A 17,904-nucleotide genomic window follows, 5' to 3' on the forward strand; every position below is an offset into this window, starting at 1 on the left:
CTAATCCCTGTGATAGGGGTTACCCTTTATTATCTGGTCTGCCCTGTAGATTTGCTCAAGGAGAACAACCCTTGCAATGTCGTGCTGGAGGGTGAACTTTGAGAGAGAAAGCAGGAAGTCGCTCTTCTCCTTTACCTCCTCAGAAAGCCCATCAGCACCACCTATAACGAAGGTTATAAAGGGGTGTTTCAGGAGAAAGAAGGCAAACTCGCGGGAAGTCATTTCTCTGCCACGTTCATCAAGGGCAACGGTAAAGCCCTTAGACTTTTCAAGGAGCTTCTTCCCTTCCTCTTCCTTCGTCCGCCCCTTTTTAACTTCATAGAGCTCTAAAAACCCTAACCTTGAGAGGTAGTAGTTCTGAGCCTCCTTAAGGTGAGGAGCTATCTTCCCAACAGCGACAAGCCTTATCTTCAAACCTCTGCTTCCTCCGAAACGAGCTCAGAGACCTCTACCCTCGGTGCATCCATCCAGAGGGACTCTAAGTTGTAGAGCTCCCTAAACTCCGGCCTGAATATGTGAATTATGACATCGCCGTAGTCCAGCAATATCCAGTTGGCGGTCTCATACCCTTCCATACTGAGAGGAAGAATCCCCGTTTCCTTTAATTTCTTCTTTATCTCGTCAGCTATAGTTCTTGCGTGGGTATCAGAACTTGCAGAAAGAACTACGAAGTAATCTGCAAGAGTAGTGAGCTCCCTAAGGTCAATAACAACAGGGTTCTCTGCCTTTTTGTCAAGGGCTGCTTTGAGAGCAGTTTTTAGCTTTCGTAGGGTGTCCAAAACCGTCCTCCTTATAGGGTTTCTTTTATTTTCCACCAAATAGAACGCTTTAGCGGATTTATAACAGGCTCAACGTTAAGTATCCTCTCTCCAAGCAAAATCCTCCTTGCTTTCACGCCGTAAGGGGAGTTTGGATATTTTTTCGCTACCTCTGAAAGTATCTTCTCTCCCACTTTTCTATTTTCCTCCGCTATCCTCTTCCAACTCTCAATATCCTTACCTATAAGCTCTATCCTGCTCTTAGCCACCCTCCTCTCTTCTGGATTATCGGAGTTTAGCCTCTCCTTTTCTTTTTCAAGCTGTCTCCTAAGTCTACCTATCTCCTCTTCTGCCTGAATGCTCGTAAAGTAGTAAGCTCTCCCGAGTAGGTACTTAAGTCTATCCATCGGCTCAACGTCGGAGTATTCCCTTAAAACTCTCTCATAGCGCCTAATAGAGGCCGTAAACTTGTGAACCATATCGTAAGTTCCGGCAATGTAGAGTTCGTGCTCGGCAAGGATTTTTCTGGCTATTTTTCTGTACTCCTTTGCTTTTGAGGCGCGACCATCCGTAGGATAACGCTTTAGAAACTCTTCAAAAATCTGGTAGGCCTTCTCAGTGAAAGTTTGGTCCCACTCAGGACCCTTTATCAGGTTAAGGTAGGAAACTCCAAGCCTGAAAAGGGCATCCTTGGCGAAGGGAGAGGCTGGGTAGAGCTCCAAGAACTCCTCGTACTGGATAGCCGCCTCTTCAAAGTTTCCATCGTTAAAGTAAGCATTTGCAAGAGCGAATTTCGTTCTTTCTTTCTCCTTGGGGGAGAGCTCCCCCTCAAGGGCCTTTTCCAAGTAGTTTGTAGCCTTTCCCCAGTCCTCTTCTTTAAGGGCTTCAAATCCTTTCTGGTATAGACCTTCCGTAGTTTGAGGAATCCTCTCGCACGAAAAAGCCAAAGCTAAAGCCAAGAAGAACATCCAATTTTTCAAGCTCATCCTCCGTTATCCCTTCACGACCATGAATTTCTCAACGTGGTAGTTCTCAACGGGAATTACCTTGATTTCGCGACCGAAAACCCTTTCAATCCTGTCAATTATATCTTTTTCATCAACTTTCAACTTTTCAACCACGGCAGGGTTGGCGTAGACCTTTATGACCTTACAGTTTCCATCCGCCTTAATGGAGGATATTATCTCCCTCTCTATCTCAAAGGCCACTGTCTCAACGGATTTAACTCTCCCCTTCCCTTCACAGTAAGGACAGGTCATCGTCAAGGTCTTACCCAAACTTTTCTTCACTCGCTTCCTCGTCATCTCAACAAGCCCAAGGTCTGACATGCTAACGATTTTCGTCTTCGCCCTGTCCTTAGAGAGCTCCTCCTCTAAGGTTTTAATTAGGAGCTCCTTGTTCTCTTCCTCCTTCATGTCTATGAAGTTTATTACGATGATTCCACCTATGTCCCGAAGTCTTAACTGCCTTGCTATCTCTTTCGCAGCTGCAAGGTTTATCTTTAAGGCCGTCTCCTCTAAGGTCTTTGTTTTCCTGAACTTGCCACTGTTAACGTCTATTGAGACCAAGGCTTCAGTTTCATCAATTACTATGTAACCTCCGTTCTTAAGGTAGACTTTCCGGGATAGAGCCTTCTCAATAGCTCTTTCAACCCCAAACTTCTCAAAGAGAGGAATATCCTCTTCGTAGAGCTTTATCCTGTCAGAAAGCTTCGGGATAAAGGCCTTTGTAAAGTTTAGAGCTCTTTCATACTCTGTCTTTGAATCAACTATCACCTCAGAAACGTCATCGGTGAGGAGGTCTCTTAACGTTCTTGGAACAATTTCAAGGTCCTGATAGAGTAGAACTGGAGGCGGTTTACTCTCTGCCTTTTCTACAAGACCTTTCCAGACCCTTAGTATGTAATCAAGGTCCTTCTTTAGCTCTTCCTTGTCAGCCCCTTCCGCCGCCGTTCTAACGATAATTCCGTACTCGTTAGGCTTTATCTCGGTAGCAATTGCCCTTAGCCTCTCCCTTTCTTTTTCGTCGGTTATTCTCCGGGAAATCCCTACCCTGTTAACGGTTGGAAGGAGAACCAAGTAGTGGCCGGGCACTGTTATGTTGGTTGTAACCCTTGGACCCTTAGTTCCTATTGGCTCCTTTGAAACCTGAACGATTACTTCCTGTCCCTCAGAGAGAACTTCCTCAATAGAGGGAAGCTCATCTTCAAAGCCCCTCGCCCCCTCAAAGGGGTCGTCCTCTTCAAACTCAAGGGCAACAGCGTCCCGAACGTAGAGGAAAGCCTTCTTTGAAACTCCAATGTCTACAAAAGCTGCCTGAACGGCAGGAACTATTTTCTGAACTCTCCCCTTGTAGATGTTACCGACTATGCCCCTGTTCCCCTTCCTCTCAACGTAAAACTCTACGAGCTCTCCGTCCTCAAGGACGGCAATTCTAACTTCCTTCGTGTGAACGTTTATCAGTATCTGCTTATTCACCTTGTAAGAGCTCTTCCCTAATGACTTCTGCTGTTCCAAGGTCAAGACCCATCCAGAAAAGAATATCTTGGATATTTAAAATATTACCCCCTTTAACATTTAATACTACCCTGAGTACTTCTCCGTCAAACTCCCAGCCCTTTATCCACTCCTCCAGCAGAACCTCTTTCCCCTTCCTATTTTCAAGAACTTTCTCTTCAAGGAAGTCAAGGCTAAACTCCTCAAAAGGTCTTATCCTGTATGTAACCTCCTCTATCTTAGAGAGAAGAGTCTCCTTTAAGCCCAGCTCGTAGTACCTTTTAAACCTCAAACCTTCCGGCAAGAAGGATTTAGACTCCTCTATGAACCTTTCAAAGTCAAACTCCTTTTCAGAAAGTTCCACCTCAACAATCTCACCAAGCCCCTCAACTCCTACAGGAAGACCAAGGAGAACGTTGATTTTCGGGTGAGGGTTAAAGCCCTGAGAGTACCTAAGTGGAACACCGAACCTGCGGAACGTCCTTGTGAAAGCCCTATTTAGGTCAAGGAGAGATAGGTACTTTGCATATCCTCTCTTTTCAAAGATTAGAGCTACTTTCCTCTTTAATGGAAACTCCCTCTTAGGTCTTGGAGGAACCTTAAACTCTATCTTTTCGGGTATCGGGTGCTCCTTTAACTCCCTTATCTGCTGGGGAGTACAGGAACCGCAGGCGTGACACCCAACTATACGGCAGTCCGGAGTCCAAGCTTCTCTTCTGGCTTTCTCAAGCTCTCTAAGTAAAAACTTTTTCGTTACAACGCCCTCTATGAAGTCCCAAGGGAGCTCCTCATCTAACTCTTTTCGTCCCGATACATTCTCAATGTCAACGCCGCTTTTTTCAAAGGCCCTCAGCCACCCTTCCCAGTTAAAGTACTCGTCCCAACCATCAAGCTGACATCCCTCCATGTAGGCAGCTTCAATAAGGTCTGCTACCGACTCATCGCCCCTTGTCAGGATAGCCTCTATAAAAGACTGCCTGTAATCGTGGAACCTTAAGACGAAGGCCTTTGGAGCTCTCCTCTTTATGTAAGAAACCTTCTCCTTTACCTCGTCTTCTTTGGCAAAGGCCTCCCACTGGAAGGGCGTGAAAGGCTTAGGGACGAATATGGAGATACCGGCAGCAAGGTGCTTTCTACCCTTATACTTTCTTCCGATTTTGTGGACAGTCCAGAGCATATCCACAAGGGCGTCAATGTCCTCCTGAAGCTCAAAAGGTAGCCCTATCATGAAGTAGAGCTTCAGCCTGTTCCATCCCCTCTCAAAAAGCCCCTCAACCGCCTTAAAGAGGTCCTCATTTGTAAGGTCCTTGTTTATTATCCTCCTGAGCCTATCAGAACCGGCCTCCGGAGCAAGGGTAAAACCGGTTTTCTTGACCTGCATAATCTGGGAGGCAAGCTCTGGATTAAACCCCTTAACCCTCATTGATGGAAGGGAGAGTGAAATCATTTCACTGTAACAAAGCCCCATAATTTCGGGGACTAAAACGTTAAAACGGCTGTGGTCTGAGATTGACAGGGCAGAAAGGGAAGCCTCCTCGTAGCCTGTGTTTTTGAAGGTCTCTTCTACAAGTTTCTCCACTAACTTCTCATCCCTTTCCCTGTAGGGACGGTATATGTAGCCTGCCTGACAGAAACGGCATCCCCGCAAACACCCCCTTGCCGCTTCAACGGCAATCCTGTCCTGAGCCGTCTCAACTACCGGAACTGGAGGAGATGTAGGGTAGTAGTCCTTAAGTCCTATCCCCGTAAAGACGGCCTTCTTTACAGGATACTTACCAAAGGCAGGAATCCATACTCCGGTAATTTTCCTCGCCTCAAGGAGGAAGTCCTCCTTACTTCCCCCTTCCCTCTTTATCCTCCTCATGAGTTCTGCAAGTTGGACAATTACCTCTTCCCCATCACCAATGGCAAAAAGGTCTATGAAAGGCGACAGGGGAACCGGGTTATAAACGCAGGGACCACCGGCAAAGACGATAGGAAAGCCTTCTCTCTCTTCCCTTTTAATTCTTAGGCCTGCAAGCTCTAAGGCTTTTAAGGCGTTTGTATAGGTAAGCTCAGAGGAAAAGGAAAGTCCCCATAAGTCGTAGTCCTTTACGGGCCTCTGCTCCTCAATCGTATAAAGGGGAATTCCCTCCCTCTTCATAAAGGATTGCATGTCGGGACGGGGGAGGTAAGCCCTATGCATGAGGGCAAAATCTGTAAGGTTGTTAATAACGTGGTAGAGGATTTTTCCGCCGATGTGGGAGCTCCCCACCTCGTAAAGGTCGGGGTAGGTAAGAACAATTCTTACTTCCCTTTCAGAAAAGCGGGGAGCTCTTAGGTTAAGCTCTAAGGGCAGGTAAGAGGCAGGCTTTTTAACGCTGTATAGCCTACAGAGGAGTTCTTTATCCTTAAATATCGCCGTCAAAGAAGTCCCCGTAGTCAAAGTCGGAATCGTAATCAGCGATGTTCTCTTCAAAATCCTGTGATACTTTATCTTCTATAGTTTCCTGTTCTCCTATATCCTGCTTTTCCTCTTCGTGGACGGCAGCGTGAACGCTGTCGGCTATCATGTCAGCAACCAAAAAACCGGTCAGTGCCCCAAGTACAGTTCCAAGCCACGGAAAGGCTGGAGTATAGCCGGTATCAGAACGGGTAAACAGCTTCTGGAGCTCCCTTCCACTAACCGGAACGGTTATTATTTCCCTTCCATCATCAATCTTCAGCTCGTAAACATCGTTCTCTAACCTTTCCACAGAGAAGCGCTTTATTTCGGAGCTCCTAAAGAACCTAAAACGCCCATCCTTAAACCAAGAAACCCCTTCCTCTGAAAAACCTAAAACAGAACCGTCAAGTCCCCTAACCTCTACAGTTTTCCTTCCCCCAGTAAAACGGGGCATAACAAGAAAAACGAAAATCAGAAACAGGACAAGGAATAGAAGTATTCCCATCATCACCTCTTACGGCAAAACTCAAAGAACGCAGATAACTGACGTTCCCAAAAAGCTTTCTTACTATCTCCTTTAAAAATAGACCTCTTTGCAAGGTATTTAAAATACCCTTCTGCAGGCATTCCCGTTTTTGAAAGAACTACAACCGAGCCCGGCAGAACTCTAAACTCCCGGTAGTACCTGTCACACACAGGGTGTAGCAGTTTAGAAATCGCCCTTCCCAGTCCCTTTCCCTTCTCTGGGACAACTCTTTTGCCAAATCTCCTATTAAGCTCTACAGCAAGCTCTCCGTAGGTAATGAGCCTCCTCTCTTTCCCGCACTTAAGGAGTATCCTCTCTAAGAGCTCCAGCATCATCAGAACCTATAGATAACGCTCGTTAGGAAGGTTTTGTCCGTATGCTTCTCAGCGTCATCGGGAAGGAGATTCTGGTAATCCAGAACGTAGGAAAGACCTAAAGCTAATTTCTCCGTTACTGGAACTTGAAAGGAGGTCTCACTATGAACAAAGTAGTCATCGCCGTCTTCAAGGGAAATCTGATAGGAGAGTTTCTGTAAAAACAGGAGGTCCTCAAGCAGCCTGTTTTTATATTCAAGCTTTGCCTCCCATAGAGAGTAGCTATTAACCGTTCCGTCCGTATAGTTGTTGTAGGTGTAGTTAAAACCCGAAAAGAGTTTCAGAGACTCGTCCTCACCGTCTATCAACTGATAACCAACTCCCGGACCAAGGCCAATTCTGTAGTCGTAACCTGAAAAGGGGTCAGCGTAGAGGAAGCTTGAAAAGTAGAAGAGGATTTTCTCGCTCAGGTTCATCTCAACCCGACCGTTTAAGGTTAGCTTATTGGCAGTTTCTTCACCGCTATCTGTCTTATAAAGGTAAGAGCCGTCTGAGTAAAAACGTAACGACTGACAGTCTTTCTCAAAGCTGTAGGAAATAGAAAGGGTTTTAGTATCAGTATTCCCAGAAGTGTCAGTATAGGAAACAGAGACCTGATTTGTTTCAGTTTCTCCAAAAGCAGTAAGAGGGAAAAATAATAAAATTGCTAAAAACTTTCTCATCTGCTTCCCTCCTGTAACTTACAAAAGTCCTGAAATACCATATTCTTACAACTCCTCTGCGAGCCTTAGTCCGTATATGGTATCACTATACAAAGACTTTATTAGAAAGACCTCTTTTCCTTCTATTTCTTTTTTTTGACAATTAAAGTCAAAATTCAAGCTATTCTCTTTTGTCTTGCAGAAGAAAGAATAAAGGAAGATAGAAGAGATTCCTTCTTTTTTCTTTCCCTTGCACTTCACATAAAAATCAACTCCTCCTCTAACGTATTTCTCTTTAATTAAACTCTCCACAACGCAAGGTTCATAAAGAGCTTCTTTACCTTTTGTATAGTATACTCTTAAATCAAGTGCATTATTAACGGCTTCTACGAGAAAAAATATACCTATAGCTGACATTATGAATATACCCAAAAACCCTTTGAACTTCTCGTTTTTCCTCTGTAAAAATATATACAGCCCATATGAGATTAGAATAACTGCTAAATCTACGTTCTCACTAAAGTGCCAAAAGATTATTTTTTCTTCAAAAGTCCTTGTAAATAATCCGGCGGTTAAATTGGCAAATAAAAGGAATATTCCATAATACAAAGAGAAAAAAATAACCAACAGAGGAAACAAGAGCATTAAAGCTCCTTTCTTTAAAATTCTGTCGGTCTCATCTTCAGAAGTTCTAAATAATTTTTTTCCAATCTGGAATAAGATAAAGATAGGTATAGAAGACACAGCGAAATCCATAGCTACAATCATATACACGTTAAGATACTTCAAAAGTTTGCATAAGAGTTCAGAAACAACCACTTGAAAAAAAGTAGAGAAGAGAAACATTAAAGTTAGCTTAAATGCTCCAATTTCCAAGCTTCTTGTTTTAACAAACACTCCTTTCCCCCTTATCAAGAATAGATACCGTGATGTGTATTTTCCTATAATTTTGACCAATCCCTTTAAGGAGAGCGTACAGAATGAACAGGGAAAAAATAGTTGAAAACCTTAAATCTTTGATAGTCGCTCTTGTTCTTGCATTAATCATTAGAACCTTCTTAGTCCAGTCCTTTCATATACCTTCAGGCTCCATGATACCAACGCTGCTCGTCGGAGATTTTATACTGGTAGACAAAGTTACCTACCACTTTAGAGAGCCAGAAAGGGGAGACGTCGTCGTTTTCCTCTACCCAGAAAATAGGGACGTTTACTTCATAAAGAGAATAGTTGGCCTTCCGGGAGACACCGTTCAGGTCATAGACGGAAAGCTCTACATAAACGGGAAACCCTGCAGTTACTCCCCAGCAGGCAGTTACAGCTACGTTGAAAAGGGAACGTTAATGAAAGGAGAACTCTTTTACGAGTTCCTTCCCAAGAGGAAAGGAGGCGAAAAGAAGCATCTGATTTTAAAGACGGGAACTCAAGGGGATAACACAAAAGTATTCGTCATTCCAAAGGACAAGTACTTTATGATGGGTGATAACAGGAACAACAGCTACGATAGCAGGTTCTGGGGATTCGTTGATAGAAAGAACATAGTAGGCATCGCAAGGGTTATTTTCTTCTCTTGGGATGGAGAGAGACACCTGCCCCGTTTCAGCAGAATCTTCAAGCTAATAAACTAAGGGGGAGAGGACTCCCCCCTTTAGAGCTTACTTCTTCCTTTTCTTGAGAACTTTCTCAGTAGCCTCTTTAAGGTCCTTTCCGGGCTTAAAGGCTGGAGAGAGCTTTGCAGGAACTTCTACCTTCTCACCAGTTCTTGGGTTCCTTGCAGTTCTTGGAGCTCTCTCCTTCATGAGGAAGGTTCCAAAGCCCCTGATTTCTACCTTGTCTCCGCCTTTGAGAGCCTCTGTTACCACCTCAATGAAGGCGTTAAGAGCAGCTTCGGCATCCTTCTTCCTGATACCTGCCTTTTCAGCAATTGCTGCTACAAGGTCGCTCTTTGTCATAACCGCTCCCTCCTTAACAGGTTTTATTAAGGCAAAGTCTTTCAAGGCTTAGAAAGAAAATACTATTTTAGCCATTTATTGTCAAGAAGTTTCCTGCACCTGCGTTCCAAGCTTTTCCTGCAAAGTTGCAGAGCTTATCCCCTCAATCCTGAGGAGTTTAATTCGGCTCGCTTCCCCCTTCACAATCTCTATGTTAGATGCAGGCACTCTTAGCGCCTTTGAAAGCAGCTCAACAACTTTCCTGTTGGCCTTACCTCCCTCAGGAGGAACTGTTACCCTGATTTTCAGCCTCCCCTCTTCCACCCCCTCTATCCTGTTCCGAGAGGCCTTGGGTTGAACCTTCACTTCCAGTTCCACTGCCCCGTTCCTCTTTCTTACCCGTAGCATTTGGCCTCAGCTCCTCAAGAATTCTCGTCATGTCCAAAATGGTCATCTTAAGCCTATCAAAGAACTGCTTCTGGGCAAGCTTTAACTTCTCTATCTCAAGCTCAAGTTCTTTCTTCTGCTTCTCAAGCTCCTTCTTCTCTTCAAGTTTCTTCTGGACAATCTTCTCAATTTCCTTTTTGGCCTTCTCTACGAGCTTTTCGGTCTTGTACTCTGGAGTTTTAACCCTAAGGCTCTCTATTTCTTTTAGGAGCTCCTGATACGCATTAGCCACCTCTATTAAAAAGGCCTCAACCTCATCTGGGTCATATCCAAAGAGCTTTTTACTGAACTCCTTTGTCCTTATATCCTGAGGCCTAAGTTTTACCTTCCTACCCTGAACGTTCTTCATTTCTTCCTTTCCTCTATTAGAGCAAACTATCAAGCAACTGCAAAATGATTATAGCAACAATGGGACTAATATCTATTCCGTGAATAGGTGGAACAACTTTCCGTATGGGTTCAAGCAAACCGTCCGTAAGCTCAATAATACTGTCAACTATCCGGTTTCTACTGTGAGGAGGAACCCAAGTAAGAAGTGAACCGATAATGATAAGCCAAGTAAGTAGTTCAATAGCCGTGTGTAAGATCTCTTTCACCAGCATCTTATCTCCTCTATGAGCTTAACGAGTTTACCAAAAGCTTTTCCCCTGTGGCTTATCCTGTTTTTCTCTTCCAAAGAGAGCTCCGCCATCGTCCTTTCATAACCTTCCGGTATGAATAGAGGGTCGTAGCCAAACCCCCCGCTACCTCTTGGCTCTGTTATCACTTTACCCTTTACCTCGCCTTCGCTCCAGAGTCCCATCCCTTCAGGGAAAGCAACAACGACAAAAGAAACGTACCTAGCAGGTGATTCCTCTAGCCCTCTTTTCTTCAGTTCCTCTATAAGTTTCCTGTTGTTCTCCTCGTCTGTAGCATTTTCCCCAGCAAAGCGGGAAGAGTAAACTCCCGGCCTTCCACCTAACGCTTCAACCTCAAGACCTGAATCTTCAGCAATCACAGGCTCTCCTAAGGCCCTAGCGTAGTAAATAGCCTTCTGGTAGGCATTTTCAAGGAAAGTTTCTCCCGTTTCTTCCGGTGAAGGAACGTTCTTTACTTCATCTATGGGGACAACATCTATACCAAAACGTTTTAGTTTCTCCTTAACTTCCCTAACTTTTCCTCTGTTCTTTGTAGCAAAGATTATCCTCATTCTTCCACCCCGAGAACTTTCTTCTGTTTTTCAAAAAGCTGTTTTATACCGGCCTCTCCCAAAGCAAGAAGTCTATCAAGGTCGTTCCTTGAAAAAGGCTTACCTTCAGCAGTTCCCTGAATTTCAATAAACTCACCTCTGTCGTTCATAACGATGTTCATATCCACTTCTGCTATTGAATCTTCTTCATAGTTAAGATCAAGGAGGTACTCACCGTCCACTATACCGACGCTCACTGCGGCAACAAAGTTTTTAACGGCAGAGAGCTTATCTATCTTTTGGAGAGCTCTGTAAAGGGCAACAAAAGCCCCAGTTATAGAGGCCGTCCTCGTTCCTCCGTCAGCCTGAATAACGTCACAGTCTATCCAAATTGTTATCTCCCCAAGGGCTAAAAGGTCAACGGAACTCCTTAGCGACCTCCCTATAAGCCTCTGTATCTCCTGCGTTCTACCTGTAAGCCTTCCTTTTGCAGACTCCCTAACCGTTCTCTGGACAGTTGCACGGGGAATCATTGAGTACTCGGCAGTTATCCAACCCTGTCCGCTACCTTTCAAAAACGGCGGAACTTTCTCCTCAACCGAGGCGGTACAGATAACCCTTGTATCGCCAAACTCTATAAGGCACGAACCCTCTGCGTGCTTTATATAGTCAAGGGTAATCTTTACCTCCCTTAGCTCATCAGGCCTTCTACCATCACTCCTTATCAACTGAGACCTCCTCAATGGAAATCTTTTCCCCCATTATCATCCTCGCAATCCTCTCAAACCTTTCAGTTTTATCGCTCACCAATATCCTTACAGCTCCTACCCCACTTTCCCTCTTTGCAGGTAAAACCTTGGAAACTTCCTGAGCAACGGCCTCAGCAGAGTCTATGAGCTCAACTCCATCGCCGCAAACCTTTTTCAGTACCCCTTTTATGAGAGGATAGTGGGTGCAGCCTAAAACTAAAGTGTCAATTTTTTCTTTTAGCAGAGGGGTTAAGTATCGCCTTGCAATCTCCTCGGTGATAGGGTCATCAAGCCACCCTTCCTCAATTAGAGGAACAAATAGAGGACACGCCTTTTCAAAAACCTCGGCAAAGGGATTTACGGAAACAATTGCCTTCCGATAAGCACCGCTCCTTATAGTCGCCTCTGTACCTATGACCCCTATCCTACCGGAGCGTGTCCTGTGAACGGCTAACTTAGCTCCCGGCCTAACGACTCCTATAACGGGAAACCTAAACTCACTCCTCAGAATTTCCAAGGCGTAAGAGGAGGATGTATTACAGGCAACAACGACCATCTTAACGTTAAAGCTCTCAAGGAGTTTTGTATTCTCAAGGCTGTACCTTATTATCGTTCTGGGGGATTTTGTTCCGTAGGGAACTCTTGCAGTGTCTCCAAAGTAGATAAGGTTTTCTGAAGGGAGAAGTTCTTTTAGAGCTTTCAGAACAGTTAGTCCACCAACTCCAGAATCAAAAACACCAATTGGTCTATCGGGCATTGCATCTCCTAAGAGAGAGGCTCTAATTTTAAAAGGTTAGCACTTGCAAGCAGTTAGAAAAAACAACCAGCGGGAAAAACTATGAGAAGCTGTAAGGAAATTATAGATAAAGTAAAAGAATACAGGGACTCTTTTGACGAGGAGCAAATAGTAAAAGCCTACGAGTTCGCAAAGAAGAAACACGAGGGGATGTTCAGGAAGTCTGGTGAACCTTTCTTCTCCCACCCAGCAGAAGTGGCCTACATACTTGCAGAGCTCCGAATGGACGTCCCAACGATAGTCGCCGGCCTCCTTCACGATACCGTAGAAGACACTGATACAACCTTAGAGGAGATAGAGAAAGAATTCGGTAGAGAAGTAGCCTTTATAGTTAAAGGCGTAACAAAACTTGAAGGTTACCACTTTACAAGCAAAGAGGAGAGGGACGCAGAGAGCTTCAGAAACCTCCTCATCTCCTTGGCCGAAGATATTAGGGTTCTGATAGTAAAGCTTGCCGACAGACTCCACAACATGAGAACGCTGAGCAGCATGTCAAGGGAAAGTCAGCTGAGGAACGCAAAAGAGACCTTAAGTATCTACGCCCCCTTGGCAAACAGGCTTGGAATGTACCGCCTCAAGAACGAGCTTGAAGACCTTTCCCTCCTTTATTTGGAACCGGAAGTTTACAGAGAGATTGAAAAAAAGGTAGAAGAGGTAAAGAAAAAGCTACTTCCCTACCTTGAAGGCGTAATAGCCACGGTCAAGGAAAGGTTAAAGGAGAGCAACCTGAATGGAGAAATTCAGTGGCGGATTAAGCACATCTACGGAATATACAGGAAAATGGTAAGGAAGAACATTCCCTTTGAGGAAGTTTACGACGTAGCCGGCATAAGGATAATAACCGACACCGTTGCCGACTGTTACCAGATACTTGGAATAATTCACAGTCTCTGGACCCCCGTCCCCGGCAGGATAAAGGACTACATCGCCACACCAAAACCAAACATGTACCAGTCCCTCCACACGACCGTTGTAGGCCCTAAAGGACAGTTCATAGAGTTCCAGATAAGAACTTGGGAAATGCACCAAGTCGCTGAGATGGGTATCGCCGCCCACTGGAAGTATAAGGAAGGAGGTGGAGCTCTCTCAGAGGCAGAGAAGGAAAGGTTCATATGGCTCAGGAATCTCCTTGAGTGGGTTAAAGAGGAGAAAGACCCAAGAGAGTTCATAGAGTCTGTCAAGTCCGACCTCTACGGGGAAGAGGTCTACGTATTTACCCCCAAGGGAGACCTAAAAACCCTCCCCGTTGGTTCAACTCCAGTAGACTTTGCCTACGCCATCCACACCTCCGTCGGCCACAGGTGTAAGGCCGCAAAAGTAAACGGAAAGCTCGTCCCCCTAAACTACACCCTGCAGAGCGGAGACAGAGTTGAAATAATCACGGGAAACGAGGAAAGACCAAGCAGGGACTGGCTAAACTTCGTTAAGACCTCAAAGGCAAGGAACGCCATAAAGAACTTCCTAAGGAAAGAAGAAAACGAAAGAGCTAAGAAGCTCGGTGAGAGCCTCCTTGACAAAGCCATAAGGAAACTCTCCGAAAAGAGCTTAAGCACCCTTAAGGAAGAAGAGGATTTCTCAGAAGTTCTCTCATCCCTCGGCTACTCAAACCTTGATTCGGCACTCATAGACATCGGCTACATGCAACTTGACCCCGAAAAACTTGCCCGCCGTCTCCTCAAGATTCCAGTTGAAACGGAGAAAAGGAAGAAAAAGACCAAAACCGCCCAAGATACGAGCGGAATAAAGGTTGACGGCATTGACAACGTAATGGTTTCCTTAGCCGACTGTTGCCACCCCTTACCGGGGGACGAAGTCGTAGGAGTAGTCAACTCAGGGAAGGGAATCGTCATTCATACGGCCAACTGTATTGTAGCCAGACAGATTGAAGAAAGCGCCCCGGGAAAGGTGGTAAGCGTAGAGTTTGAACCGTCAAACAGGGTCTACAACGCAAAGGTGAGAGTCTCTGTAGAGGACCGTCCGGGAATGCTTGCAAACGTCTCCTCAGCTATAGCAAAGTTTAAGATAAACATAGCTTCAGTGAACGTAAGGAGGAGCTCCACAGGCAGAGCCGTTATGGACTTCATACTTCAGGTAAAGAGCAGAGAAGAGTTAGAAAACGTCCTCCGTGCCATAAAGAACGTTAAGGGGGTAATAGCAGCAAAGAGAATTTACAGGGAAAGGGTCAAACAAGAAGCCCTTAACTAAAACTTTGAAAAAGAGGAAAGCAATACTATTTTTTGTAAGGACGACAGCATACCCGGAGGAACACTATGGAAGAAATCCTTAACCAGTACATTCCCATCGTCATAGAGCAAACCGGTAGAGGAGAAAGAGCCTACGATATCTACTCAAGGCTCCTAAAAGACAGAATCATAATGCTCGGAACCCCAATAGACGATCACGTTGCCAACCTAATAGTAGCCCAGCTCCTCTTCTTAGAGGCCGAGGATCCAGAAAAGGACATATACCTCTACATAAACAGCCCCGGAGGAGTAGTAACTGCAGGGCTTGCCATCTACGACACTATGCAGTACATAAAGCCCGACGTTGTAACAATTTGCCTTGGACAGGCAGCAAGCATGGGAGCTGTTCTGCTTGCGGCTGGAGCTCCCGGAAAGCGCTTTGCCCTCCCCCACGCAAGGATAATGATTCATCAGCCCTTGGGAGGTTTCCAAGGACAGGCAACTGACATAGAAATCCACGCCAAAGAGATACTCAGACTTAAGAAAATCCTGAACGAAATCCTCTCAAAGCACACCGGCCAGCCCATAGAGAAAATAGAGAAGGACACCGACAGGGACTTCTTCATGAGCGCAGAAGAAGCCAAAGAGTACGGACTCATTGACAAAGTCCTTACAAAGAGGGGTAAATAGCCTTGGTAAAGGGACGCTTCCCCTTAGATAGGGTTGAAGAGGCCATTGAGGATATAAGAAACGGAAAGATGGTGGTCGTCGTTGACGACCCCAACAGGGAAAACGAAGGGGACTTAGTTATAGCGGCTGAAAAGGTTACCCCAGAGGCCATAAACTTCATGGCAAAGTACGGAAGAGGTTTAATTTGCCTTGCCCTTCCAGAAGAGCGGTGCGACGAGCTCGGATTTGAGCCGATGACGCTAAGGCCTTCCGACCCAAAAGAAACCGCCTTCTGCGTTTCCGTTGACGCCCACCCAAAGTTTGGAACAACAACAGGGATATCGGCATACGACAGAGCCACAACGATTTTAAGAGCAATATCTCCAGACGCAAAGCCGGAAGACTTCGTAAAGCCCGGCCACGTTTTTCCTTTACGGGCAAGGAAGGGAGGCGTCCTTAAACGTTCCGGACACACAGAAGCTGCCGTTGACCTTGCACGCCTTGCAGGCCTTTACCCTGCCGGCGTGATATGCGAGATAATGGACGACGACGGAACGATGATGCGCCTCCCCAAGCTCATAGACTATGCAAGGGAGCACGGCCTCAAGATTATCTCCATAGCCGACCTCATTGAATACAGGATGAAGAGCGAAAGCCTCATAAAGAGGGAGGCAGAGGCCAACCTACCAACCGCCTACGGAACTTGGAAGATATACGCCTACACGTCCCTCGTTGACAACAAGGAACACGTAGCCCTCGTTATGGGAGAAATAAAAGAGGACGAACCCGTTTTAGTTAGAGTCCACTCAGAGTGTCTCACCGGCGACGTTTTTGGCTCTCTGAAGTGTGACTGCCGTTCACAGCTTCACAAGGCTATGGAAATGATTGCGAAAGAAGGAAAAGGAGTCATTGTTTACCTGAGACAGGAAGGTAGAGGTATAGGCCTCGTAAACAAAATAAAGGCTTACCACCTTCAGGACCACGGATTTGATACGGTAGAGGCCAATAAAAAGCTCGGATTTCCTCCGGATATGAGAGATTTTGGAATCGGAGCTCAGATACTTAGAGACCTCGGCGTAAGGAAGATGAGGCTAATGACGAACAACCCGAGGAAGCTCATAGGACTTGAAGGTTACGGGCTTGAAGTTGTAGAGAGAGTTCCCATAGAAGTCGGCATCTGTAAATACAACGTCAACTACCTGAAAACGAAGAAAGAGAAGCTTGGACATATGCTAAACCTTGGAAATTTGGAGGGAAACGATGGAGGAGAGGGTAACACTACCTGAAAACATAAAGGTAGAAGTTGAAAAAATTACCTCTTCCCTTAACAGCCTCGTTGAAAACCTCGTTAAGAGCTATGAAGAGAGAATAGCAGAGCTTGAGACAAAGTGTGAGGAACTTGAACAGGAGAACATTGAGCTAAAGTACAAGCTCCGCCAGCTCAGCAACGACCTCAAGAACCTCAGCGAGAGAATTGCCTCCGAGTTCCTCAAGAGAGCCGAATCCGCCTTTCAGGAGGTTTCAGAATCAAACCGTCAATCGGAGTAACCTTAGGAGACCCGGCAGGCATAGGGAGCGAGATTCTCTTAAAGTCTTTATACTTCCTTCGCTCCCTGTCCCTTCCTATTTTCGTTTACGGCTCACGTAACGTCATTGAGTTTTACTCTGAGCTCTTAAATCTACCCTGTGATTTACCCATCGTTAAAGGGGCAAGGAGGGGAGCTCCACCGGGAATTTACCTCATAAACGTCACCGATAACGTCCCCTTTAAACCGGGAGAAGTAGGAAAAGACTCAGGAAAAGCCCAAATCCTCTACATAGAGAAAGCCATTGAAGACGCCAAAAGAGGGGAAATAAAGGCGATTGTTACCCTCCCTATAAACAAGGAAAGTGCAAAACTTGGGGGCTTTCCATTTCCGGGACACACAGAGTTCTTAGCCCACGCCTTCGGCGTTAAAGAGTACGCAATGATGCTTGCAAACGAAAAGTTAAAAGTCGTTCTCCAGACAACCCACGTGGCCTTAAAGGAAGTCCCAAGCTTAATAACAGAAGAGAAAATCCTTTCAAAGCTAAGGTTAATAGACAAAAGCCTCAAAAAACCCCGTATAGCCGTTGCCGGCCTAAACCCCCACGCAGGAGAAAACGGCCTTTTTGGGGACGAGGAGCTAAAAATCATCAGACCAGCAATAGAAAAGGCAAAAAAAGAAGGAATAAACGTAGCCGGCCCTCTACCGGCAGACACAGTATTTGTGAGAGCTCTAAAAGGTGAATTTGAGGTTGTCCTATGCATGTACCACGACCAAGGGCTCATTCCCATAAAGCTACTCGGGTTTGGAAATAGCGTAAACGTCACCTTAGGACTTCCAGTCGTCAGAACATCCGTTGACCACGGGACAGCCTACGACATTGCAGGGAAAGGCATAGCCAGCCCAGAGAGCTTCAAAACTGCCGTAAAAATGGCGATAGAACTTCTAACCCGTTGACACTCAGCGAGGAAAACCTATATTATTCCATCCGCGAGCGACAGAATCCCTCAAGCGGGGTTGACAGAAGCCCCGTGAGGGAATAGATTTAAAAATTGCGCGCCACAAAAAGGTCTTTGACAGGAGAATAAGGGGCACGCGCCTGCGGAGGAAGGTTTAAAGCCCAGTAAGGGCTTTTGATTGAGGTGAATTCCGCAGGTTTGTGATATTTTTGCTGGAGAGTTTGATCCTGGCTCAGCGCGAACGCTGTCGGCGTGCCTAA

22 protein-coding genes are annotated in these 17,904 nt (G+C 45.6%); 6 read left to right on the forward strand and 16 right to left on the reverse strand.

Going from position 1 to position 17,904, the window contains the following annotated elements:
* Genes CLV27_RS05475 through CLV27_RS05515 form a run of 9 tightly spaced genes read right to left on the reverse strand, consistent with a single transcriptional unit; the run spans nt 1 to nt 8,116 of the window.
* A complete protein-coding gene (locus tag CLV27_RS05475) occupies nt 1–414 on the reverse strand; it encodes a 23S rRNA (pseudouridine(1915)-N(3))-methyltransferase RlmH (protein ID WP_132526620.1) in 414 nt (137 codons plus the stop codon).
* Nucleotides 411–779 carry a ribosome silencing factor gene (rsfS, locus tag CLV27_RS05480; protein ID WP_132526622.1) on the reverse strand — a complete coding sequence of 123 codons (369 nt, stop codon included), beginning with the start codon at nt 777–779 and terminating at the stop codon, nt 411–413. The genes CLV27_RS05475 and rsfS overlap by 4 nt, the downstream gene beginning before the upstream one ends.
* Nucleotides 780–790: 11 nt before the next feature.
* Nucleotides 791–1,744 (reverse strand): outer membrane protein assembly factor BamD, encoded by a 954-nt coding sequence (locus CLV27_RS05485; protein WP_243644884.1) that lies wholly within the window; start codon nt 1,742–1,744, stop codon nt 791–793.
* Between the two features lie 6 nt (nt 1,745–1,750).
* Entirely contained in the window at nt 1,751–3,274 is a 1,524-nt protein-coding gene (locus CLV27_RS05490; RefSeq protein WP_132526624.1) for an Rne/Rng family ribonuclease, read from the reverse strand.
* Nucleotides 3,228–5,711, reverse strand: a complete 2,484-nt coding sequence (locus CLV27_RS05495) for a TIGR03960 family B12-binding radical SAM protein (protein ID WP_243644886.1) — start codon at nt 5,709–5,711, stop codon at nt 3,228–3,230. Before CLV27_RS05495 ends, CLV27_RS05490 begins: the two co-directional genes overlap by 47 nt.
* Complete coding sequence (locus tag CLV27_RS05500; protein ID WP_132526628.1) at nt 5,644–6,183, reverse strand: hypothetical protein; 540 nt, start codon at nt 6,181–6,183, stop codon at nt 5,644–5,646. Before CLV27_RS05500 ends, CLV27_RS05495 begins: the two co-directional genes overlap by 68 nt.
* 2 nt (nt 6,184–6,185) lie before the next feature.
* Entirely contained in the window at nt 6,186–6,539 is a 354-nt protein-coding gene (locus CLV27_RS05505; protein WP_132526630.1) for a hypothetical protein, read from the reverse strand.
* On the reverse strand, nt 6,539–7,240 hold the full coding sequence (locus CLV27_RS05510; RefSeq protein WP_132526632.1) for a DUF481 domain-containing protein: 702 nt from the start codon (nt 7,238–7,240) through the stop codon (nt 6,539–6,541). The genes CLV27_RS05505 and CLV27_RS05510 overlap by 1 nt, the downstream gene beginning before the upstream one ends.
* A gap of 45 nt (nt 7,241–7,285) precedes the next feature.
* Nucleotides 7,286–8,116: a hypothetical protein gene (locus CLV27_RS05515; RefSeq protein ID WP_132526634.1), complete on the reverse strand. Its 831-nt coding sequence runs from the start codon at nt 8,114–8,116 to the stop codon at nt 7,286–7,288.
* An 83-nt stretch (nt 8,117–8,199) separates the two neighbouring features.
* Between CLV27_RS05515 and lepB the strand changes: the two genes are divergently transcribed.
* Nucleotides 8,200–8,844: a signal peptidase I gene (gene lepB / locus CLV27_RS05520; RefSeq protein WP_132526636.1), complete on the forward strand. Its 645-nt coding sequence runs from the start codon at nt 8,200–8,202 to the stop codon at nt 8,842–8,844.
* A gap of 27 nt (nt 8,845–8,871) precedes the next feature.
* On the opposite strand, the gene CLV27_RS05525 is transcribed toward lepB, so the two are convergent.
* The 7 genes from CLV27_RS05525 to murI all read right to left on the reverse strand — a co-directional run bounded on the left by CLV27_RS05525 (nt 8,872) and on the right by murI (nt 12,268).
* Nucleotides 8,872–9,168: an HU family DNA-binding protein gene (locus tag CLV27_RS05525; RefSeq protein ID WP_132526638.1), complete on the reverse strand. Its 297-nt coding sequence runs from the start codon at nt 9,166–9,168 to the stop codon at nt 8,872–8,874.
* An 81-nt stretch (nt 9,169–9,249) separates the two neighbouring features.
* Nucleotides 9,250–9,471 carry a DUF167 domain-containing protein gene (locus tag CLV27_RS05530; RefSeq protein ID WP_243644889.1) on the reverse strand — a complete coding sequence of 74 codons (222 nt, stop codon included), beginning with the start codon at nt 9,469–9,471 and terminating at the stop codon, nt 9,250–9,252.
* Nucleotides 9,428–9,943: a DivIVA domain-containing protein gene (locus tag CLV27_RS08565; protein WP_132526642.1), complete on the reverse strand. Its 516-nt coding sequence runs from the start codon at nt 9,941–9,943 to the stop codon at nt 9,428–9,430. The genes CLV27_RS05530 and CLV27_RS08565 overlap by 44 nt, the downstream gene beginning before the upstream one ends.
* Nucleotides 9,944–9,959: 16 nt before the next feature.
* Nucleotides 9,960–10,196, reverse strand: coding sequence for a YggT family protein (locus CLV27_RS05540; RefSeq protein WP_132526644.1), 237 nt, complete (start codon nt 10,194–10,196; stop codon nt 9,960–9,962).
* A complete protein-coding gene (locus tag CLV27_RS05545; protein WP_132526646.1) occupies nt 10,187–10,783 on the reverse strand; it encodes an XTP/dITP diphosphatase in 597 nt (198 codons plus the stop codon). Before CLV27_RS05545 ends, CLV27_RS05540 begins: the two co-directional genes overlap by 10 nt.
* Nucleotides 10,780–11,487 carry a ribonuclease PH gene (rph, locus tag CLV27_RS05550; protein ID WP_132526688.1) on the reverse strand — a complete coding sequence of 236 codons (708 nt, stop codon included), beginning with the start codon at nt 11,485–11,487 and terminating at the stop codon, nt 10,780–10,782. Before rph ends, CLV27_RS05545 begins: the two co-directional genes overlap by 4 nt.
* The gene (murI, locus tag CLV27_RS05555) at nt 11,477–12,268 is read right to left on the reverse strand and encodes a glutamate racemase (protein WP_132526648.1); all 792 of its coding nucleotides are present in this window, start codon (nt 12,266–12,268) and stop codon (nt 11,477–11,479) included. Before murI ends, rph begins: the two co-directional genes overlap by 11 nt.
* Before the next feature lie 81 nt (nt 12,269–12,349).
* On the opposite strand from murI, the gene CLV27_RS05560 reads away from it, so the two are divergent.
* The 5 genes from CLV27_RS05560 (at nt 12,350) to pdxA (ending at nt 17,642) form a co-directional block, all read left to right on the forward strand.
* Nucleotides 12,350–14,512 carry a RelA/SpoT family protein gene (locus CLV27_RS05560; protein ID WP_132526650.1) on the forward strand — a complete coding sequence of 721 codons (2,163 nt, stop codon included), beginning with the start codon at nt 12,350–12,352 and terminating at the stop codon, nt 14,510–14,512.
* Between the two features lie 65 nt (nt 14,513–14,577).
* Entirely contained in the window at nt 14,578–15,180 is a 603-nt protein-coding gene (clpP, locus tag CLV27_RS05565; protein ID WP_132526652.1) for an ATP-dependent Clp endopeptidase proteolytic subunit ClpP, read from the forward strand.
* 2 nt (nt 15,181–15,182) lie between these two features.
* Nucleotides 15,183–16,445 (forward strand): bifunctional 3,4-dihydroxy-2-butanone-4-phosphate synthase/GTP cyclohydrolase II, encoded by a 1,263-nt coding sequence (locus CLV27_RS05570; RefSeq protein WP_132526654.1) that lies wholly within the window; start codon nt 15,183–15,185, stop codon nt 16,443–16,445.
* Nucleotides 16,420–16,707, forward strand: a complete 288-nt coding sequence (locus tag CLV27_RS05575) for a hypothetical protein (RefSeq protein WP_132526656.1) — start codon at nt 16,420–16,422, stop codon at nt 16,705–16,707. Before CLV27_RS05570 ends, CLV27_RS05575 begins: the two co-directional genes overlap by 26 nt.
* A 32-nt stretch (nt 16,708–16,739) precedes the next feature.
* Complete coding sequence (gene pdxA, locus CLV27_RS05580) at nt 16,740–17,642, forward strand: 4-hydroxythreonine-4-phosphate dehydrogenase PdxA (RefSeq protein WP_243644893.1); 903 nt, start codon at nt 16,740–16,742, stop codon at nt 17,640–17,642.
* Nucleotides 17,643–17,904 lie beyond the last annotated feature (262 nt).

Source organism: Phorcysia thermohydrogeniphila, assembly GCF_004339575.1.
GTDB classification, from domain to species: domain Bacteria; phylum Aquificota; class Aquificia; order Desulfurobacteriales; family Desulfurobacteriaceae; genus Phorcysia; species Phorcysia thermohydrogeniphila.

What these genes read in the sequence shown, in the direction of transcription:
- CLV27_RS05560 (WP_132526650.1), top strand. Translation starts at nt 12,350, where the DNA reads ATGAGAAGCTGTAAGGAAATTATAGATAAAGTAAAAGAATACAGGGAC.
- CLV27_RS05540 (WP_132526644.1), bottom strand. Translation starts at nt 10,196, where the DNA reads ATGCTGGTGAAAGAGATCTTACACACGGCTATTGAACTACTTACTTGG.
- CLV27_RS05575 (WP_132526656.1), top strand. Translation starts at nt 16,420, where the DNA reads ATGGAGGAGAGGGTAACACTACCTGAAAACATAAAGGTAGAAGTTGAA.
- CLV27_RS05545 (WP_132526646.1), bottom strand. Translation starts at nt 10,783, where the DNA reads ATGAGGATAATCTTTGCTACAAAGAACAGAGGAAAAGTTAGGGAAGTT.
- CLV27_RS05505 (WP_132526630.1), bottom strand. Translation starts at nt 6,539, where the DNA reads ATGATGCTGGAGCTCTTAGAGAGGATACTCCTTAAGTGCGGGAAAGAG.
- murI (WP_132526648.1), bottom strand. Translation starts at nt 12,268, where the DNA reads ATGCCCGATAGACCAATTGGTGTTTTTGATTCTGGAGTTGGTGGACTA.
- CLV27_RS05525 (WP_132526638.1), bottom strand. Translation starts at nt 9,168, where the DNA reads ATGACAAAGAGCGACCTTGTAGCAGCAATTGCTGAAAAGGCAGGTATC.
- CLV27_RS08565 (WP_132526642.1), bottom strand. Translation starts at nt 9,943, where the DNA reads ATGAAGAACGTTCAGGGTAGGAAGGTAAAACTTAGGCCTCAGGATATA.
- CLV27_RS05500 (WP_132526628.1), bottom strand. Translation starts at nt 6,183, where the DNA reads ATGGGAATACTTCTATTCCTTGTCCTGTTTCTGATTTTCGTTTTTCTT.
- lepB (WP_132526636.1), top strand. Translation starts at nt 8,200, where the DNA reads ATGAACAGGGAAAAAATAGTTGAAAACCTTAAATCTTTGATAGTCGCT.
- CLV27_RS05510 (WP_132526632.1), bottom strand. Translation starts at nt 7,240, where the DNA reads ATGAGAAAGTTTTTAGCAATTTTATTATTTTTCCCTCTTACTGCTTTT.
- CLV27_RS05485 (WP_243644884.1), bottom strand. Translation starts at nt 1,744, where the DNA reads ATGAGCTTGAAAAATTGGATGTTCTTCTTGGCTTTAGCTTTGGCTTTT.
- clpP (WP_132526652.1), top strand. Translation starts at nt 14,578, where the DNA reads ATGGAAGAAATCCTTAACCAGTACATTCCCATCGTCATAGAGCAAACC.